19 protein-coding genes and 1 pseudogene are annotated in these 15427 nt (G+C 36.2%); 5 read left to right on the top strand and 15 right to left on the bottom strand.

The window, feature by feature from the left end; genetic code table 11:
• The first annotated feature begins 115 nt into the window (after positions 1-115).
• Entirely contained in the window at positions 116-550 is a 435-nt protein-coding gene (locus tag QNH48_RS14410; RefSeq protein ID WP_283955516.1) for an Rrf2 family transcriptional regulator, read from the top strand.
• Positions 551-691: 141 nt separating this feature from the next.
• Here QNH48_RS14410 and QNH48_RS14405 read toward each other — a convergent pair whose 3' ends face one another.
• Both QNH48_RS14405 and QNH48_RS14400 read right to left on the bottom strand, forming a co-directional pair.
• The gene (locus QNH48_RS14405) at positions 692-1177 is read right to left on the bottom strand and encodes a GyrI-like domain-containing protein (RefSeq protein ID WP_283955515.1); all 486 of its coding nucleotides are present in this window, start codon (positions 1175-1177) and stop codon (positions 692-694) included.
• A gap of 173 nt (positions 1178-1350) precedes the next feature.
• Positions 1351-1782 carry a hypothetical protein gene (locus QNH48_RS14400; RefSeq protein WP_283955514.1) on the bottom strand — a complete coding sequence of 144 codons (432 nt, stop codon included), beginning with the start codon at positions 1780-1782 and terminating at the stop codon, positions 1351-1353.
• 226 nt (positions 1783-2008) lie between these two features.
• On the opposite strand from QNH48_RS14400, the gene QNH48_RS14395 reads away from it, so the two are divergent.
• Positions 2009-2848, top strand: coding sequence for a tyrosine-type recombinase/integrase (locus QNH48_RS14395; RefSeq protein WP_283955774.1), 840 nt, complete (start codon positions 2009-2011; stop codon positions 2846-2848).
• A 474-nt stretch (positions 2849-3322) separates the two neighbouring features.
• Positions 3323-3418 (top strand): YjcZ family sporulation protein, encoded by a 96-nt coding sequence (locus tag QNH48_RS14390; protein ID WP_283955513.1) that lies wholly within the window; start codon positions 3323-3325, stop codon positions 3416-3418.
• A 448-nt stretch (positions 3419-3866) separates the two neighbouring features.
• Here QNH48_RS14390 and QNH48_RS14385 read toward each other — a convergent pair.
• The 6 genes and pseudogenes from QNH48_RS14385 to QNH48_RS14360 form a co-directional block, all read right to left on the bottom strand.
• Positions 3867-4193, bottom strand: a pseudogene (locus tag QNH48_RS14385) (hypothetical protein); the annotation flags it as partial.
• A gap of 12 nt (positions 4194-4205) precedes the next feature.
• Positions 4206-5240, bottom strand: a complete 1035-nt coding sequence (locus QNH48_RS14380; protein WP_283955512.1) for a DUF3231 family protein — start codon at positions 5238-5240, stop codon at positions 4206-4208.
• A gap of 375 nt (positions 5241-5615) precedes the next feature.
• Positions 5616-6278 carry a hypothetical protein gene (locus QNH48_RS14375; RefSeq protein ID WP_283955511.1) on the bottom strand — a complete coding sequence of 221 codons (663 nt, stop codon included), beginning with the start codon at positions 6276-6278 and terminating at the stop codon, positions 5616-5618.
• A gap of 397 nt (positions 6279-6675) precedes the next feature.
• Positions 6676-7077, bottom strand: a complete 402-nt coding sequence (locus QNH48_RS14370; protein WP_481858497.1) for a nucleoside 2-deoxyribosyltransferase — start codon at positions 7075-7077, stop codon at positions 6676-6678.
• A 128-nt stretch (positions 7078-7205) separates the two neighbouring features.
• On the bottom strand, positions 7206-7577 hold the full coding sequence (locus QNH48_RS14365; protein WP_283955510.1) for a YolD-like family protein: 372 nt from the start codon (positions 7575-7577) through the stop codon (positions 7206-7208).
• A gap of 91 nt (positions 7578-7668) precedes the next feature.
• Entirely contained in the window at positions 7669-8217 is a 549-nt protein-coding gene (locus QNH48_RS14360) for a GNAT family N-acetyltransferase (RefSeq protein ID WP_283955772.1), read from the bottom strand.
• Positions 8218-8492: 275 nt separating this feature from the next.
• On the opposite strand from QNH48_RS14360, the gene QNH48_RS14355 reads away from it, so the two are divergent.
• Positions 8493-9125, top strand: a complete 633-nt coding sequence (locus QNH48_RS14355) for a TerC family protein (RefSeq protein ID WP_283955509.1) — start codon at positions 8493-8495, stop codon at positions 9123-9125.
• Positions 9126-9140: 15 nt separating this feature from the next.
• Here the strand turns inward: QNH48_RS14355 and QNH48_RS14350 are convergent, their stop codons facing one another.
• The 5 genes from QNH48_RS14350 to QNH48_RS14330 all read right to left on the bottom strand — a co-directional run bounded on the left by QNH48_RS14350 (position 9141) and on the right by QNH48_RS14330 (position 12854).
• Positions 9141-9557, bottom strand: a complete 417-nt coding sequence (locus tag QNH48_RS14350; RefSeq protein ID WP_283955508.1) for a DUF1284 domain-containing protein — start codon at positions 9555-9557, stop codon at positions 9141-9143.
• 166 nt (positions 9558-9723) lie between these two features.
• Positions 9724-10620: an RCC1 domain-containing protein gene (locus tag QNH48_RS14345; protein WP_283955507.1), complete on the bottom strand. Its 897-nt coding sequence runs from the start codon at positions 10618-10620 to the stop codon at positions 9724-9726.
• Positions 10621-10860: 240 nt separating this feature from the next.
• The gene (locus tag QNH48_RS14340; RefSeq protein WP_283955506.1) at positions 10861-11559 is read right to left on the bottom strand and encodes a polysaccharide deacetylase family protein; all 699 of its coding nucleotides are present in this window, start codon (positions 11557-11559) and stop codon (positions 10861-10863) included.
• 110 nt (positions 11560-11669) lie between these two features.
• Positions 11670-12158, bottom strand: coding sequence for a GNAT family N-acetyltransferase (locus tag QNH48_RS14335; protein ID WP_283955505.1), 489 nt, complete (start codon positions 12156-12158; stop codon positions 11670-11672).
• A 324-nt stretch (positions 12159-12482) separates the two neighbouring features.
• Complete coding sequence (locus QNH48_RS14330; RefSeq protein ID WP_283955504.1) at positions 12483-12854, bottom strand: iron chaperone; 372 nt, start codon at positions 12852-12854, stop codon at positions 12483-12485.
• Positions 12855-13429: 575 nt separating this feature from the next.
• Between QNH48_RS14330 and QNH48_RS14325 the strand changes: the two genes are divergently transcribed.
• Entirely contained in the window at positions 13430-13990 is a 561-nt protein-coding gene (locus QNH48_RS14325) for a TVP38/TMEM64 family protein (protein WP_283955503.1), read from the top strand.
• Positions 13991-14080: 90 nt separating this feature from the next.
• Here the strand turns inward: QNH48_RS14325 and QNH48_RS14320 are convergent, their stop codons facing one another.
• Together QNH48_RS14320 and QNH48_RS14315 are read right to left on the bottom strand one after the other, a co-directional pair.
• Positions 14081-14278 carry a hypothetical protein gene (locus tag QNH48_RS14320; protein WP_283955502.1) on the bottom strand — a complete coding sequence of 66 codons (198 nt, stop codon included), beginning with the start codon at positions 14276-14278 and terminating at the stop codon, positions 14081-14083.
• A 186-nt stretch (positions 14279-14464) separates the two neighbouring features.
• Complete coding sequence (locus tag QNH48_RS14315; protein WP_283955501.1) at positions 14465-15406, bottom strand: sugar ABC transporter substrate-binding protein; 942 nt, start codon at positions 15404-15406, stop codon at positions 14465-14467.
• Between the last annotated feature and the right edge of the window lie 21 nt (positions 15407-15427).

The following is a 15427-nucleotide window of genomic DNA, read 5'->3' as shown; positions in this document are numbered from 1 at the left end:
AAAATGCTATTTATTATTTTTTTCGTAATTTGGTATAATAAACTTGTAATCAAATTAATTACATGATGAAGAAATAAAATCAATAACGGAAAAGTTAATAGGGGTGGTGAAGAACATGTCCATTAGCAGCAGATTTGCTGTCGGAATTCATATATTGACTCTAATTGAATTTAATAAAGAAGGAGTAACATCTTCTGAATTTTTAGCTTCAAGTGTTAACACGAACCCAGCCGTGATAAGAAAACTAATGGGAATGTTAAAAAAAGCTGGTTTGATAGAGGTACATCCAGGTATTGCAGGGGCTAAACTTGCAAAGGAATTATCTGATATTACACTGTTCGATGTTTATAAGGCAGTGAATGTTGTACAGGAGAAAGAATTGTTTAGTATACATGAAAGTCCACATCCTGATTGTCCCGTAGGCAGGAACATCCAGAATACAATTGAACCTTTATTCACAGCAGCTCAATTGGCAATGGAAAAGGTTTTAAGAAATGTTACTTTAGAAGATGTTGTGAAGGAAATTACTATTAAAGAAAATATCTGTTAAAAGAGGCTTTCCCATAGGTGTCTGACTCCTTATGGGAAAGCCTCTTCTCTTTGTTCTTCAACTAAACTACCCCGTTAGTGGAACAAGAAAAGCGACTGCCCTTATTGAACAATCGCTACCTATTTGTTTTATATGAAAATATTATTTTTTTACAATCGGAATATAAATATCAAAATGCGGATCACTAGGATCACGATCAACTGGATAATGCTCATGTTTTATTGGCATATATGGATCATAGTAATCTACAAGTGCTTCTCTAAATGCGGCATAGTCACTATTAAGTAACCATTTATGTAAATCCGTATATGTCTTTTTTATATCTTCTCCTTTGTTATGTGTTGTCTTCACATACGTCAATTCAGGAACCTTTATTTCAATCATCCCATCAGGAATTTCCTGCTCATCACTCACTTCATAAACTGCGTAGTGCACGAATCCATTTTCAATTACATGATAAGATAGACCTAACTGAACATTGGGATTCACCTTATACTCTAACTCAACGGAACGTTCTTCAATTTGTCGAATGACGTTTTTTAAGTTCGGTACAATTTCAGAGAACGTCCCCTCCCATTTTAATCCTACTGCCCGATAGCCTGGTAATGTAATTATTTCATAGCTCACTTTATTTCCTCCCTATCTTCTAAAGTGTCATAAATTTCCTATTAACAGTTTTCTCTATCTATGGTGGAAATACCTTCTTCCACTAACCTGCTTCGTTTGTTCAATAAGCAATTCAACAAAAAAGGCGGTTAATCCTTCTAGATCAACTCACCTGTTGAACAACACTTTCAAATTTATTTAAGATTTTGCTTAATCATTTCTTCCACATAAGTTAGCAAATTGCTATATGGGCAGTTTTCTTTCAATAGCTGCGATACTACATTTAAAGGTAATATCACTTTATCCCTCTTTTTAGAATAAAGTACACTCTGTGTTTTAGAAACACTATGCAATTCATTAAGATTGGGAGAAAAGTTTTGTACAGAATCAGATTCATACCAGTAAAAGTCTTGTTTGACATTATTTTTAATAACCTCACCTACATATGCACCTATACGAACCACTAAATTATCAAAATGCTTATTTAAGAGTTCAGTGCCAAACTCAGTATTCAATAATCTTTCGGTATACATATCAATATAACGAACACTTTCAATAGTAAAATCTAAATTTCTTTTAGTAAGGTTCTCTTTATCCCAGGAATCATTTGATACATCCTGATACATTAATTTTGAAATGCCTATTAAATCATCTTTTTTTAATTATGCTCTATTTAAGAAACCAAACATTTAATGGGATTTCTCCTTTTACAATTGTCTACTAGGACAGCTATGCTAATTATAACTCTTAATAAGCTAACCTGCTTCTTAGCTTAATAAGAACCGCCGTTTCAATTTCGTGAAACAGATCAATAATTCCTGAAAAAAAGAATTTTTTTGGGTAGAGATGAACTTGTTATTATCTCAAGCATGGGAAACGTATGAATCTGATAAACGTATTGAAGGCTTTTCGCCGCAAACATTAAAAGCATATAAACTACAGTCCGGCTTACTTATACGGTTTTTTAATGATGTTAAACTTGATACTATCACTACGAATCAATTAAAAGCTTATTTAGCAAAATCAAGTGAAAGCCTTAAGCCTACAAGTTTGGCTCATCGAATTCGTTTTATGAAATCATTATTTCGATGGTCTCATGAAGAAGGACATATTCCAAAAAATCCAGCAGCTAAAATAAAAGAACCTAAAACCGGTAAACGAATTCCCAAATTTTTGACCGAAATGGAAATTGAACATTTACGGGAAGCCTGCTGCACGCCAATGGAAAAGGCTCTGTTTGAATTCATGTTCTCCACTGGATGCCGAATAGGAGAAGTAGTTACCTTAGATAGGGGTAGAATTAATTGGTCGAACCGGTCAGCTGTAATAAGAGGTAATGGCGATAAGGAAAGGGAGGTCTATTTTAATATTCGCTGCGAAATTTGGTTAAAACGATACCTGGATAATCGTGTAGACAGGGATCCTGCTATCTTTGTCACAGAACGCGATCCTCATCGAATGAGTATTGCCCAGATGCGATACATTATTAAGCGGATTTCAAGCCGAGCCAGCATTAACAAAGACATTCATCCGCGCCAACTAAGGCACAGCTATGCAACCCTCTTATTGAATAATGGAGCACCTCTGGATGTAATTCAAAGCCTACTAGGTCATGAAAAAAGTGAAACCACCCGGATATATGCCCAGTTAAGTGGAAGTATAAGGCAGCAAATATATAGGAAGTATTTTTAGAAATAAATAAGCAACGCATTTCGAATTGCGTTGCTTTAATTCACTCTTGCACCCTTTACTTTAAGTGAAAAGTTTCACATTACATACATTTATTCAATCCATACATAAATGAGTAGAATCCTTTAATCCTTCTTGGGTGATTTAAAAATAATTTCAAAAATAACAAAATAGAGTGTAGGGTAAAAAAAAAACACCTTACATTTCCTGCTTATTTACTTTTAATCAGCACTTGTCCCATTCAGCTTTATTCTGAGTGCATATGTTATTATTACCACCGGACGCCAAGCCAAAGCCAACATGTCACCTCCGAAGAAGCGTTTGCATGTATTGTAGACACTTCTTTTCATTTTAGGCATATCGCTCATTTTGTCACAACAAAAGGGTGATTGTCTAATCCATTCTTGTCTTAAGGAATATCTATACATAGTGATAAGTTTTTTCCTTCAGATATTTCAAATAGGGTGGTGAAAAAATATGGGCTTTGACTGTGGCTTCAATGGAGGCAGCACTTTTGTTTTAATCGTAGTATTGTTCATCCTACTGATCATTGTAGGGGCAACTCTTTGTTAAATTGTACGGAACAAAGGGCGGGTTAAGTTAATCGCCCTTTTTGTCATATAGACTTCTGATATGAAAGGAGGATGATTACACATGGGTTTTTTTCGTGGCGACTTTAGAAGAGATCGATTTTTTCGTGACGACTTTAGAAGAAGAAGGTTTTTCCCTTTTTTTCCTTTCGGCTTTGAATTCGAAAGAAGACGCAGATTCTTTTAAGCAAATGATTTAAACAGTGTTTCCATGGGCCTACGGCCCTTTTTTTATTACGAATAAAATTTTACGATCAATCCGCAATTCGTGAAAATCCGTTAAGTTATGACACCATTAATTCAAAAAAGCCGATTTCCATGTGGAATCGACTTCATAAAAGCTATTCAACGAATGCACCCGTTAGTTTAAGTGCAATTCTTCACAAACTTACTATCGCAAAATAACTGCCTTCTCAATTCCTTATTTCAGGTATAAGCCCCACTGTTACAAGGTAAGCAGAAGACACAAACGGCAGGAAAGAATAAGGTTCTTTATCTCCACCTGCATCTTTATATGCATCCCACATCGCAAAAAAGTATACACACGGATAAAACATAAGCCATTGGTATTCTGTGCGTGCAAAGGTTTTTTCAATTTCCCCATTAAAACTAAGCATGATTACTTCGTTAAAATGGGATTGAACGTTTATAACAAATTCCAATAGGATAAAAAGAATTCCTTTGAAATACTTTCCGTTAAGCATTTGCCCAAAACCAGGAAAAGCAATGCTCCATAACAATTTTTCTTTTGGATTCACATTTTTCAAACCTCAATCGGATGCCAATTTTTTTCTATCAACGGCATGTGGAGGTTGTTCCATCCAGCCTTTTTTAACAAAAATTTTTGCTGCCCCTTCAACAAATTTGAAGACTTGCATTAACGACTTGGTATACATTAGCCCAATATCATGCCTTCCGTTAACTGCTGCTGAATTTCCAAATGCTCTTATTTTCATTGAAAACATATCCATTTTATGAAATAACATTAATTTATCTGAAAAGGGTGAAAAAGTTGATGTTGTCACCAAATCGTCCAAAAAAGAAGGCGTAGGTAGATTTTCATCATGTAGCTTTTGCATATAGTGTTCAATGTTTGTGGAGGTCTTATCCCTACCCCACTCAAACAATTTTCGAATCTCTTCATCCTTTACAACTTGGGCAAACGCCATAATGAGTGCTTTACTAGTTATGTTATTTTCAATATTATCGTACAGATGAGCAATTTCTAATGCATGTAAGGAACGCACATGTCCCAAGAAGCCATTTAAAAAATCCTGATGAACAAACTCCACCTTTTCAGAGATTGGAATTAAAGGAGGTTTGATGATAAACCCCTTATTCATCAATATTTCATTGATTTGCTCCATTAAATCCATTGTGGCATCCATACAATACCTAAAGAATTCTTTTACATCCTTTCTAAGGATGAGGGGTATTGCCACATTATAGATACTCATTCCCGCTTTTCCTGCGTATTTCAAATAATGAACATAGTATTGGTCTTGAAATAAACGTGGAGCTCCAAGGTTTACATCTTCTTCCCCAAATCCTTTAGGAATAGGGAAACTCTCCTTTTCGAATATTTCCTTAGTTGATTTCATGAACTCCAGGCTCAATTTTAATGCATTTTCTAATAAAGTTTTTATATCCTTATCTTCAACATGTTGGAGATAATAACTTATAATGCACTTTGACATGCTGTTCCCCATATAGGTTGCCCAAAGTTTGCCCATTTCTGCTGACGTTAATTTTTCACTAGTTTCTTCTTTGTATGAACCTAATTTAATTGGCTTAATCGTTTCCATGGTTACTCCCTTCTTGCACGCTTTTGATTAGTATTCCCTTCATTTGGAATCATACTCAACAGTTAAACTAATCAAAACCATTAAAACCTAATAGGGAGATTTATACCAGGTAATTTTGTACGCTCAGTCAATCAAGCAATAACAAGCTTGGACTTTCTAAGGGTTTCAAAAGTCTCTTCAACAGGGAAAAGACAAGCGTAAATAAGCTAAAGGTTTTGATGATTTTTCCTCATCTCAATTCGATTCCTTCTTCAACTATCCTGCTCCGTTAGCACAAGACGAAAATCTGCCTAAATTACAGCTCCGATCTTCAACTCTTGCACCCCATTAGTTGATTTCTATCATATGCTTTCATCAGAAACCTTGCTTATTCCCTCAAGAGCTAGTTTGAATGGTAATCATTGCGTAAATCCCTCCAGGATTTGCAGAGGAGTAGGAACCAGTATTAGATCCCTGAATGGTAATCGTATTATTCCCTTGTTTAAGAAATCTATGGATATCAATTTCTGCTAATTTTGTAAACTTAGACATGTCAGTTGTCTTTTCGTATTTAATGACTTCATTATCGTTTATTTTAACAGAGCCGTAATTATCTACCCCAAAATAAAGAGTTGCCTTCTCGACAGTAGCAAGATTCTCTATTGGAAATGTCTTGCTAATTGTAGCAGTTTCACTTTCAGAATCAGTCGACCATACCCACTTGCCATGAGTTGGTTTATACCAAAATTCGTGTGGGGTGATTGCTTTAGCACCAGACCAAGTTTCATCAGTAGAAATGATAATGTCTCGGCGGCAACAAGAGCGTTCAAAATATTGACTAATACCAGCGATATTCGAAAAATGCACCTGAATATATCGCTGATATCCAAATGGGGATAAGAATACAATCAATCCCACCATTCCACTTCTCGGATCGATACTTAGAACATAAGCAACTACATTTCCATACCCCATGATGTGAGTTCTGATTGTATTTCCAACGTACATCTGTATTAGTTGTACCGAAACCGGATAGATTTCGTTTTGATGATAATACATATTTGTTCTCCTCCCGTTTAAAAATATAAATTAGGATATTCATGGACTGAGAGCTTTGTGTAAAGCCCTAATTTCAAAATTAGAATGGATGGTTGAAAACGAATCGTAAAACACAAATCAAATTTCGACTTGAATATAACTTCAAACATTAAATAAATAGCCATTATCGGCAAAAAAAGGGTGAGTACCTTTTAGATACCAACCCTTTGTAGTTCGTTTTTATGTTTATTATCCTTTTATGCATCGTTAAGAAATCAACGTTTTCAACTTTCTCAGAAGACTTGCAGCCGCGTTAAAACAGAGAATTTTATGCAATCCTTCTTAAACTAAACTGCCACTTTAGTACAATAAGAAAAGCCACCAATAATGGCAGCTGGATCTTCAACTCTTGCACCCGTTAGCTTAATAAACTTTTTGATGATAAATCTATAATATCTACTAACTCATCTATGGTTCCAAAGCACTTTTCGACTTCAGATAAATGATAAAATGTACTCGTAGTTTCAATGTTATCTACTTCATTGTTAGGTGAATAAAGATAAATTTTTTTACCATTCCCAATAGCAATACCTAGTTCAATATGGCTTCCTTTTCCTGCTGGTAATAAAACTACAACAAAATCAGCTTCTATTACGGCATTTTTCTCCTTTTGACCTATCGCCTTTAGTTCTTCCAATGTTGTTACATTTTCATTTACTGTCCAATCATATGTATGGATAAATCCTTTATCTTTTAATTTTTTACTAACATATCTAACTTCTTCTATATTTTTAAAGCTAGATGCTATATAAAATTTCATCATTTCTCCCCCTTTTTTTATTACAATTTTAACATATATCCTAACACCTCTTAATAAACTATCCTGCACCGTTAGTTTAATAAAAGAACGCCACCCCATATAAGGGTGACGCAATGCTTAATGTCATCTTAATCTACTACCTTGACTCCGACAACATTATCGAATGCCACCCGCTCAAATTCTCCAGGCTTCACCTTAATATGCAGCTTTTGTGTAATAGGATCCACGTAATGAACTCGACCATTAATGTCGTGAATAAATCCGTCATCCCATACCGTCAGTTTTACCGAATGGTTATATTCCATCGAGTAAATTATACGCAGGTCGAATTCCTCCGCTTGATGCTCGTCAATAATAGGCTTCCTTATTCGTTCAGTTTCGAGCCATAGATCTCGCTGCATCTTTGCTTGTTCGGGTTGGAGATAAGCAGCAGCCCATTTAATTTTACCTCGGTCACGTATCGCCATATTAATCACCTCAGTATCATTATATACGAACAAACGTTCTTTATGTAAACAAAAGAGAAAGACCACTCTTCAGTAGTCTTTTAGTTATCTTATTCAATTAAGCATCCGTTAGTTGAACAAGAAATTAAAACCATTCATAATCTAAAACACTATATAGTAAAGAATCACGCCATCCATCTTTCATCAACAAATCTTCACGAATTCTTCCTTCATTTGTCATCCCAACCTTTTCCAAAACACTAATAGAACTTATATTTCTTGGGTCACAGGTTGCATAAATCCGATGGAGTTTTAATTGATGAAATCCAAAACCGATTAATAGTATTGCAACATCCGTTGCAACCCCTTTTCCCCAATAGTCAGGATTAATTATATACCCTATTTCCCCCTTTTTATTATGGGTATCCTGAATGCTTAATTCTCCAGCCCCAATTAATCTATCCTCTTTTTTATTAATAACAGCTAATGTATAAGTTGTTCTTGGTACTATTGCTGAATCATCTAAAACTTGTTTAACAAATGCTTGAGACTCTTTCTCGGAATTCGGACCCCAGGGCTGGTATTGACATACTCTTTCCTGAGACGCGTATTTATGTACATCTTGCCAATCACTTTCCTGGAATTCTCGTAAATAAATTCTCTCTGTTTTTAGTGTAGTGCTTTCCAGCCACATCAAAATTGCCTCCAATTTTTCATATCGCTATTTCCATTCTATAAACTAACCTTCCCGTTAGCACAACATGAAATTACCGCCGCAGCAATTCCACCCCAAACACTTGCACCGATACTGTATGATGTGTATGAAAGGACCCAAAAATCCAAGGATTTCCGTGTAGCTATCGATCTACAATCGGGTCTTTTTTTCACCCCAAATTAATATAATGATTTACCTAACGGATATCAGAGGTGAATAGTTTGGAGATTTGGGGGCTATCTTTTACAGTACTCTTGAAAGTCATTTTAATCAATGTTGTTCTAAGTGGAGATAATGCGGTTGTGATCGCGATGGCTTCACGTAATGTTCCAAAGAAACAACAAAAGAAAGTGATTTTTTTGGGAACATTCGGAGCGATTATTTTACGTTTACTTTTTGCAGTAGCCATTGGTTACTTACTAGACTTCCCTTTTGTCACTTTGGTAGGTGGTCTTCTGCTAGTGTATATTGCCATTAAACTACTAATTGGGGAAGAAGACGATCATCACAGTAAAGAGGGATCAAGTTTCATTGCGGCCGTGAAAACGATCATCATTGCTGATGCCGTCATGTCCCTTGATAATGTACTAGCTATCGCTGGTGCAGTGAAAGGGAATTTATTCGGTATTATTATAGGTGTTATTGTCAGTATTCCGATCGTTGTTTTCGGTAGCCAGTTAATCTTAAAAGCAATGGTAAAGTATCCTATTATTTCGTATGCAGGTGCTGGAATTTTAGCTTGGACCGCTGGGGAAATGATTGCCGGTGAACCAAAATTTGAGCATATACTCCCTCATGGTTTTCATTTATTAATTCCTACGACTCTTACCATTCTAGTAATTGGTTTTGGCTATATTCTTACTAAAAAAAATGTAAATAGGGCTTAAGCCAACGGGAAGGGCTTATTTCACTTCCCTCAAGCCCTTCCCTTCATGAATCTCTTGGATACCTTCCTCACAAACTCCATATGAACGCCAGGAACAAGTTTCACAAACAATTTGAATATCAGCGGGAACGACAAACTTTCGAATACATGACTCAATGTCCTCCCATTTCAAAATTTGTCCGATCTTAAGCCCCATTTTCTCTAAAATGGCCGCATCTCTTACATAGATATTATCATCTTGGCAGTGGTATTTACCTGAGTTGGGGAATTTTGCACACAACTGATCAGGTCCTTTTACAAGTTCAATTAACGTCTTGGGATTGTTTCTTAAGGTTTGATGCAAATGTGTCATATTTTCCACATATTCTTCAGAATACCCCATTCCCCTATAGCCAAGTAGGCAAAATAGATGGTGACCTCGCAGCTTAAACATAACTTCCCACTCTCCCATTTCCTCTTAATCTACTACTTTAATAATAGATGATACTGTAATAACTTAGTATTACAGTATGCCTTAAAAGTTACCCATTATTTTCATGTTTGTTGAATCCTTTTTTGGATTTATTAGTTGCAGGAACTGTATCCTTTTCACCCGAAAACTAATTGTTGGGCAGTTGGATGCCGCTCCAGTCGCTTACATCGCATTGGCCATATTCATTATCACCCACAGTAACCACCGTTCCGTCCGATTTAAGCCCGACGGAATGGGCACAACCCGCCGCTATCGCCACAATATCGCGCCAATCACTTACATTACATTGGCCAAATTCATTCCATCCCACAGCCACCACAGTACCGTCCGAATTGAGGCCGATGGTATGATTACTACCCACCGCTATCGCCACAATACCCCGCCAGCCGCTTACATCGCATTGGTCATTTTTATTCAAACCCACAGCCGTCACCGTGCCGTCCAATTTAAGAGCGATTGTATGAAGATAACCTGCCGCGACTGCCACAATATCACGCCAGCCGCTTACATTGCATTGGTGATACCGATTATTACCCACAGCAACCACCGTGCCGTCCAATTTAAGACCCAGGGTATGCCAGTCACCCGCCGATACCGCTACAATATCATGCCAGCCGCTTACATTGCATTCACCTTCATTATTTCGACCTGCTGCTACCACCGTACCATCCGATTTAAGCCCAATGGTATGACGCCAACCCGCTGCTATCGCTACAATATCGCACCAGTTGTTTGCATCGCATTGCTCATGCTTATTCCAACCCACAGCCGCAACAGTACCGTCCGATTTAAGGCTGATGGTATGAGCATTACCCGTGTTCGTTGCCATATGAACATTACCTGCCGCGACCGCCACAATATCACGCCAGCCGCTTACATCACATTGACCATATTTATTATCACCCACAGCCGATACTGTTCCGTCAGATTTAAGTCCGACGGTATGACGACGGCCCGCCGCAATCGTATCTTTAGACCACCGTTTCACCTTTAACCCAGCTTCTTTTGGTGAAATGTCATCCATGTTTTACCTCCTTGAAAGCAAGACCTTTTTTATTATTGTATCACCTTTGCTAGTTATACTAATCTTTTCCGTTTATGGAACAAGAAAAAAAGGTTGCTGCAGCAACCCTATTGTTCAACGAAAGCAGCCGATACTTGGAAAAGGAAAAAGCGATACTTACTATGGAAGAATCGCTTTTGTATTCCAACTAAAATCTCTCCAAACTAATATGTAAATGTTAGGTCCTTTTTCATTGCTTTATCAAAATTCCTGAAGTTCATCCACGGTCACAAATTTATACCCTTCCTCCGTAAGTTCTCGTAAAATACCTTCAATTGCTCGGATTTCCCCACCTGTTTGATCATACATTGGATGTAACAAAATTATCGCTCCTGGTTTAATGTTTTCCACAACATAATTTACTTTTTCATCAGCACTTGTGAAATATGTATCCGGTTCTAGAGACCACATAATCGTTTCTCTCTTGTACTTAAGTAAATAATAAGGGAGTCCCACAAGTTTTTTTCCATAGGGAGGTCGAAAGTCAATCTGACTCTTATATCCATATTTTTTAATCAATTCATCTGTTTTTTCTATTTCCTCTTTAATAAAAGTCGGTGATTTTAAAACCATTCTTTGATGTGAATAGGTGTGATTTCCTATTTGATGCCCTGATTCTACCAATTTCTTGGCTTCTTCTGGGTGTTTTTCAATATCATTTCCGATAAGGAAAAAAGTTGCTTTTGCCTTGTATTTATTCAATAAAGACAGAATTTGATCCACGTTCTTAGTTGGACCGTCATCAAATGTTAAAGCAATGACCTTGTTTTCCGTTTCAACTTGGTATGTTAACCCCCCAAATAATTGAAAAGTTCTTAATTTCGTTACTTTAAACATTCCACCGAATAAAAGAACCATTAATAAAAAAATAATTCCAATTAGTAATAATTTCTTTTTCATTTGTTTGTTTCCATTCCTTAAAAGCCTTTATATTTCTCCCATAACAAATCCTACCTAAGTTACTAATTCTTGATGAACTAATAGTACCCTTTGGACAAAAGCGCTTTAATTCAAAGAGATAATCTGTTTGTCAAAGTTTTTTCCATTACAACCGTTTTCACTAAAAAGCCATTAGGGTTTGTCACAGCTTCCTCTTTAGAAATAAAATAACCCATGGATTCGTAAAACACAATATTTTTTGGTAATGACACTCGAACACGACATTCTATTTTTCTTTTAAAATTGTTATAAGCATATTTTTCAAGCCACAATAACATCGCTTTTGCTATTCCTTTACCTCTCGCTATGGGGGTCACAGATACCCGCGAAAAATATAAAGCATCCTCTTCCATGGTAAATCTACAGGAACCAAGAGGAACTCCATTTATCGAACATAGTAAAGCTTTTTCGAAATTATTCTTAACAGCTATTTGTAATGCATCTACCGATTCATTTAATGCACTTGAAGGAACATCCAGGGTTCGATATTCTTCAAACGCCTCTAACATAAGCTTGTAAACAACCGGAACGTCCATTTCTTCAGCAATTTTTATTTCCATTTTTCATAACCTCTTCCCAACGTACTATCTAAAACTCTGATTTCTATCGATCATCATTATAAACAAATGAATGTTTATCAACATCAAATATGTTAGATATTCTGACAAACAATTTATTAAACATTACTACCCCATCCCCATTAGCACAATAAGAAAAAGCTGCCTCAACGACAGCCCGTCTCTCTCATCTCTTCCACCGATAGGTGAAGAAGCACCTTAGAATTTCAAACCAATCGTAACTTGAAGTCGACAGCTAAGGACGATCTTAAATAACCACCCCTTTAATGACTCATCATCATGCGTTTTTGATAAGGAGTAATGCTCTTATTTCCGCCAAAAATTTGTATAGTCTGCCTTATCCAGGATATTAAATTCAATCATGTTCTCAAGCAATTCGTAATTTACTGGCTCTTTCCATGGAATACGAAACAAGCCTTTGGTAGCGCTATAGCCAGCTTTTGCTATATCATCAGCAAATTGCGAAATGCCTGCTACCTCTGGTGAAACGCTCAAATACTGCTTCGCTGTAGAAAAGCCGATGATAAATGTGCCGTGTTCAGAAAACATTGGCGTATTCCATTTGAAAACCGGTTCCAAATTCGGGAATTTATTGGCAACCCACACCAAAATCTCCTCTGTTCTCTCGCGATGGTCTGGGTGATCGATTCCTGCTAGATATTCTTCAAAAACCTCCATGTTGATCCCTCCTATAATATTATGTTCACGATGCATTCGAATTCATTCTTAACTAATACCATAAACAAACCAGGTTGCCCGGCTTCCCAGGTAAAATCTTTCTCTTTTTCAAGCAAAAAGGTATACACATCATTTGATTCTTTGTAGCTTTCTTGATATTGCATCCAAACTTCCGGTCTAACTTCTCCACAAATAATATCAGGTTCAAATCGAATGATTAATTCTTCTATTAATGATAAATGAAAATTTAATCTTTTTATTTATCCATCGCTATGTACTGTTCCCAATATGCCTACCGTAGTCATTATGCTACCTCAATTACTTTTTTAAATTTGATCCATTCCCTTTTCAATATTTACTTTCATTACCAAATCAGCTCTGGAGGTAGATATTTCAACAAGTAAGGGAATAAATCCTGCTTATAAATTAACCCTTTACAATTTTAGAATCATGTTAGTAATGTCTATCATTCTCTTACTATAAAATTAAGGAAATCTTAAGGAAGTATATACCAATATCATAAGATCTCCCTCTTATAATTGTCTTAGCAAAATTGAAAAAGAGGTGGATATTTTATGGAGGATTTATTTTATGGAAATCAGCTTATGGTTGCTTTTATTTTCTTTACAATCTGTTTTCTACAACCAATTTTGTTACCCTTTCCAGAAGCAGCAACTGTCGGAGCTGGAACTGCAGTACTCGGTTCTCTTCCTGCAGCAAGTATTAGTTTTGTAGGTACACTTTCAGGAATAATAATTGCCTATTTCATAGCAAAAATGGGGGGACAAAAGCTAATTAGAAAATTAGTAAAAGAACATCATATTAAGCAGTATGAACGTTATGTTTCGAGAAATGAGATTAACATTTTATTAATTTTATTTGTGATACCAATTATACCTGATGAAATAATATGTTTTGGAGCAGGAATAAGCGGAGTCAGCTTTAAAAAATTTCTCTTAATTGCTTTTGTTGCAAAACTAATAACTTCATTCTCTTTGGCATATTCAGTAGATTTTGCACAGTCATTGGCATTAACCAAAACTCAGTTAAGTTTTCTAGTAATTGTAATCTTAGGCATGGTAATGTTGACCTCTATTATAAGTAAAAAAATGTTATTAAAAAGAAATAACACTTAAAATTGATGAAAAAACAAGGGGACAATTCTTTTAACGGGTTCGGCTCAGGGAGAGAAAATTTTAAATAAACAACACAATTATTAACCTATACTATTTACTAAATTCTTTATATTTATCAATGTAGAAAGCTACATAACCACAATTTGAACAAACAGCTGCTTTTGATTTTGCAGATACTTTGTTGAAAAGTCCCTTCCCTTTTTTACTTATTGTAATTCCGGGGGTATCAAATTCAACATTAACTTTGCAATCTTCTACCATTTCGCTTTGACATTGATTACATTTCATCCGTATACCACCTTTGTTTTTTATACTGCTTATTTTTAAATACGAACAAACAAAAACATTAAGTTCCTTAAAATTGCAGAAACCCAACTTATTCAAGTACCATACCTTTTAATTTGAAGGAAGGATACAGCTCTTTTGGTCCACTTCTTGCCGAAAGCGAACCAAGAGAACCGTCCCCTTGGTCCCTTATTTCACTATTTTCTCATAAAAGTTTAATCTGTGTTCTGCATTCTCTTTTATGATGATATCTACACCACTGTCCACGATTGGTTCCACATTTTCTCCTTGAATTACCTTCATGGCGGTTTCAACGCTTAAATATCCCATATCATAAGGATTTTGGGCCATGGTACCAGGAATGGTTTCATCTGCAATGAACTTAAGCATCTCGGTAAGGCCATCCGGCCCAATGACAGGTATCGAGAGTCCTTGTTCCTCTAACTCCTTGATTGCCGGTAAGGCGATTGTGTCATGTGTGGTCAAGACACCCTTAATATCAGGCTGGTCACGCAAAAGTTTTGTTATCACACTTTGAATCGTTTTGGGATCATCCTGTATCCCTGTTTTTAAATAGGCGATTTGGATTCCAGCATTTCGTATAGATATGGTTGCACCTTCGATCCGCTCCTTAAAAACAGAGAATGACAAATCTCCTCCGATAATAGCAATCTTATTCCCTGGCTGCAGCTGCGAAGCTAAAAAGGCTCCAGCTTTTTTACCTAAATCGAGATTATTGGTTCCGATATACGCTGTTTTGTTCTTAATGGGAAGATCCGTATCCACTAGCAAAACAGGAATATCCGTAAACGTTTCTAACGTTGGCTTTACTGATAGACTGACCGGTGCTGTAATGATTACATCGGGCTTTTCTTTGTATGCCTTCATTAATAAATCTGCCTGTTCTTGCGCTGTTGAGTCAGTAGGAACCATCACTTTTCCATCAATGTCAAAGTCTTTAAACCCTTTTTCTATTCCAGCTTTCATAATTCTCCAATATTCTGTGTTTCCTTTTTTTAACACAACGACCACAGTCGGCTTTTTATCAGCAAAGGTTACGGATATAAAACTTAGAACCATGACAGATATAACAGCACCCATAATCAAATAAATATTCCCTTTCTTTAACACGGCATCCTTCCCCCTCTCCTG

The organism is Neobacillus sp. YX16 (assembly GCF_030123505.1).
Taxonomy (GTDB): Bacteria; Bacillota; Bacilli; order Bacillales; family Cytobacillaceae; genus Neobacillus.
The sequence above is the reverse complement of the archived record's forward strand: the minus strand, read 5'-3'. Positions and strand labels throughout refer to the sequence as shown.

Excerpts from the sequence above, each read along its gene's own strand:
- QNH48_RS14340 (WP_283955506.1), bottom strand. The coding sequence starts at position 11,559 with ATGAAAAAGAAATTATTACTAATTGGAATTATTTTTTTATTAATGGTT.
- QNH48_RS14345 (WP_283955507.1), bottom strand. The coding sequence starts at position 10,620 with ATGGATGACATTTCACCAAAAGAAGCTGGGTTAAAGGTGAAACGGTGG.
- QNH48_RS14370 (WP_481858497.1), bottom strand. The coding sequence starts at position 7,077 with ATGAAATTTTATATAGCATCTAGCTTTAAAAATATAGAAGAAGTTAGA.
- QNH48_RS14390 (WP_283955513.1), top strand. The coding sequence starts at position 3,323 with ATGGGCTTTGACTGTGGCTTCAATGGAGGCAGCACTTTTGTTTTAATC.
- QNH48_RS14360 (WP_283955772.1), bottom strand. The coding sequence starts at position 8,217 with ATGTGGCTGGAAAGCACTACACTAAAAACAGAGAGAATTTATTTACGA.
- QNH48_RS14350 (WP_283955508.1), bottom strand. The coding sequence starts at position 9,557 with ATGTTTAAGCTGCGAGGTCACCATCTATTTTGCCTACTTGGCTATAGG.
- QNH48_RS14320 (WP_283955502.1), bottom strand. The coding sequence starts at position 14,278 with ATGAAATGTAATCAATGTCAAAGCGAAATGGTAGAAGATTGCAAAGTT.
- QNH48_RS14375 (WP_283955511.1), bottom strand. The coding sequence starts at position 6,278 with ATGTATTATCATCAAAACGAAATCTATCCGGTTTCGGTACAACTAATA.
- QNH48_RS14330 (WP_283955504.1), bottom strand. The coding sequence starts at position 12,854 with ATGGAGGTTTTTGAAGAATATCTAGCAGGAATCGATCACCCAGACCAT.
- QNH48_RS14335 (WP_283955505.1), bottom strand. The coding sequence starts at position 12,158 with ATGGAAATAAAAATTGCTGAAGAAATGGACGTTCCGGTTGTTTACAAG.
- QNH48_RS14400 (WP_283955514.1), bottom strand. The coding sequence starts at position 1,782 with ATGTATCAGGATGTATCAAATGATTCCTGGGATAAAGAGAACCTTACT.
- QNH48_RS14410 (WP_283955516.1), top strand. The coding sequence starts at position 116 with ATGTCCATTAGCAGCAGATTTGCTGTCGGAATTCATATATTGACTCTA.
- QNH48_RS14325 (WP_283955503.1), top strand. The coding sequence starts at position 13,430 with ATGGAGGATTTATTTTATGGAAATCAGCTTATGGTTGCTTTTATTTTC.
- QNH48_RS14380 (WP_283955512.1), bottom strand. The coding sequence starts at position 5,240 with ATGGAAACGATTAAGCCAATTAAATTAGGTTCATACAAAGAAGAAACT.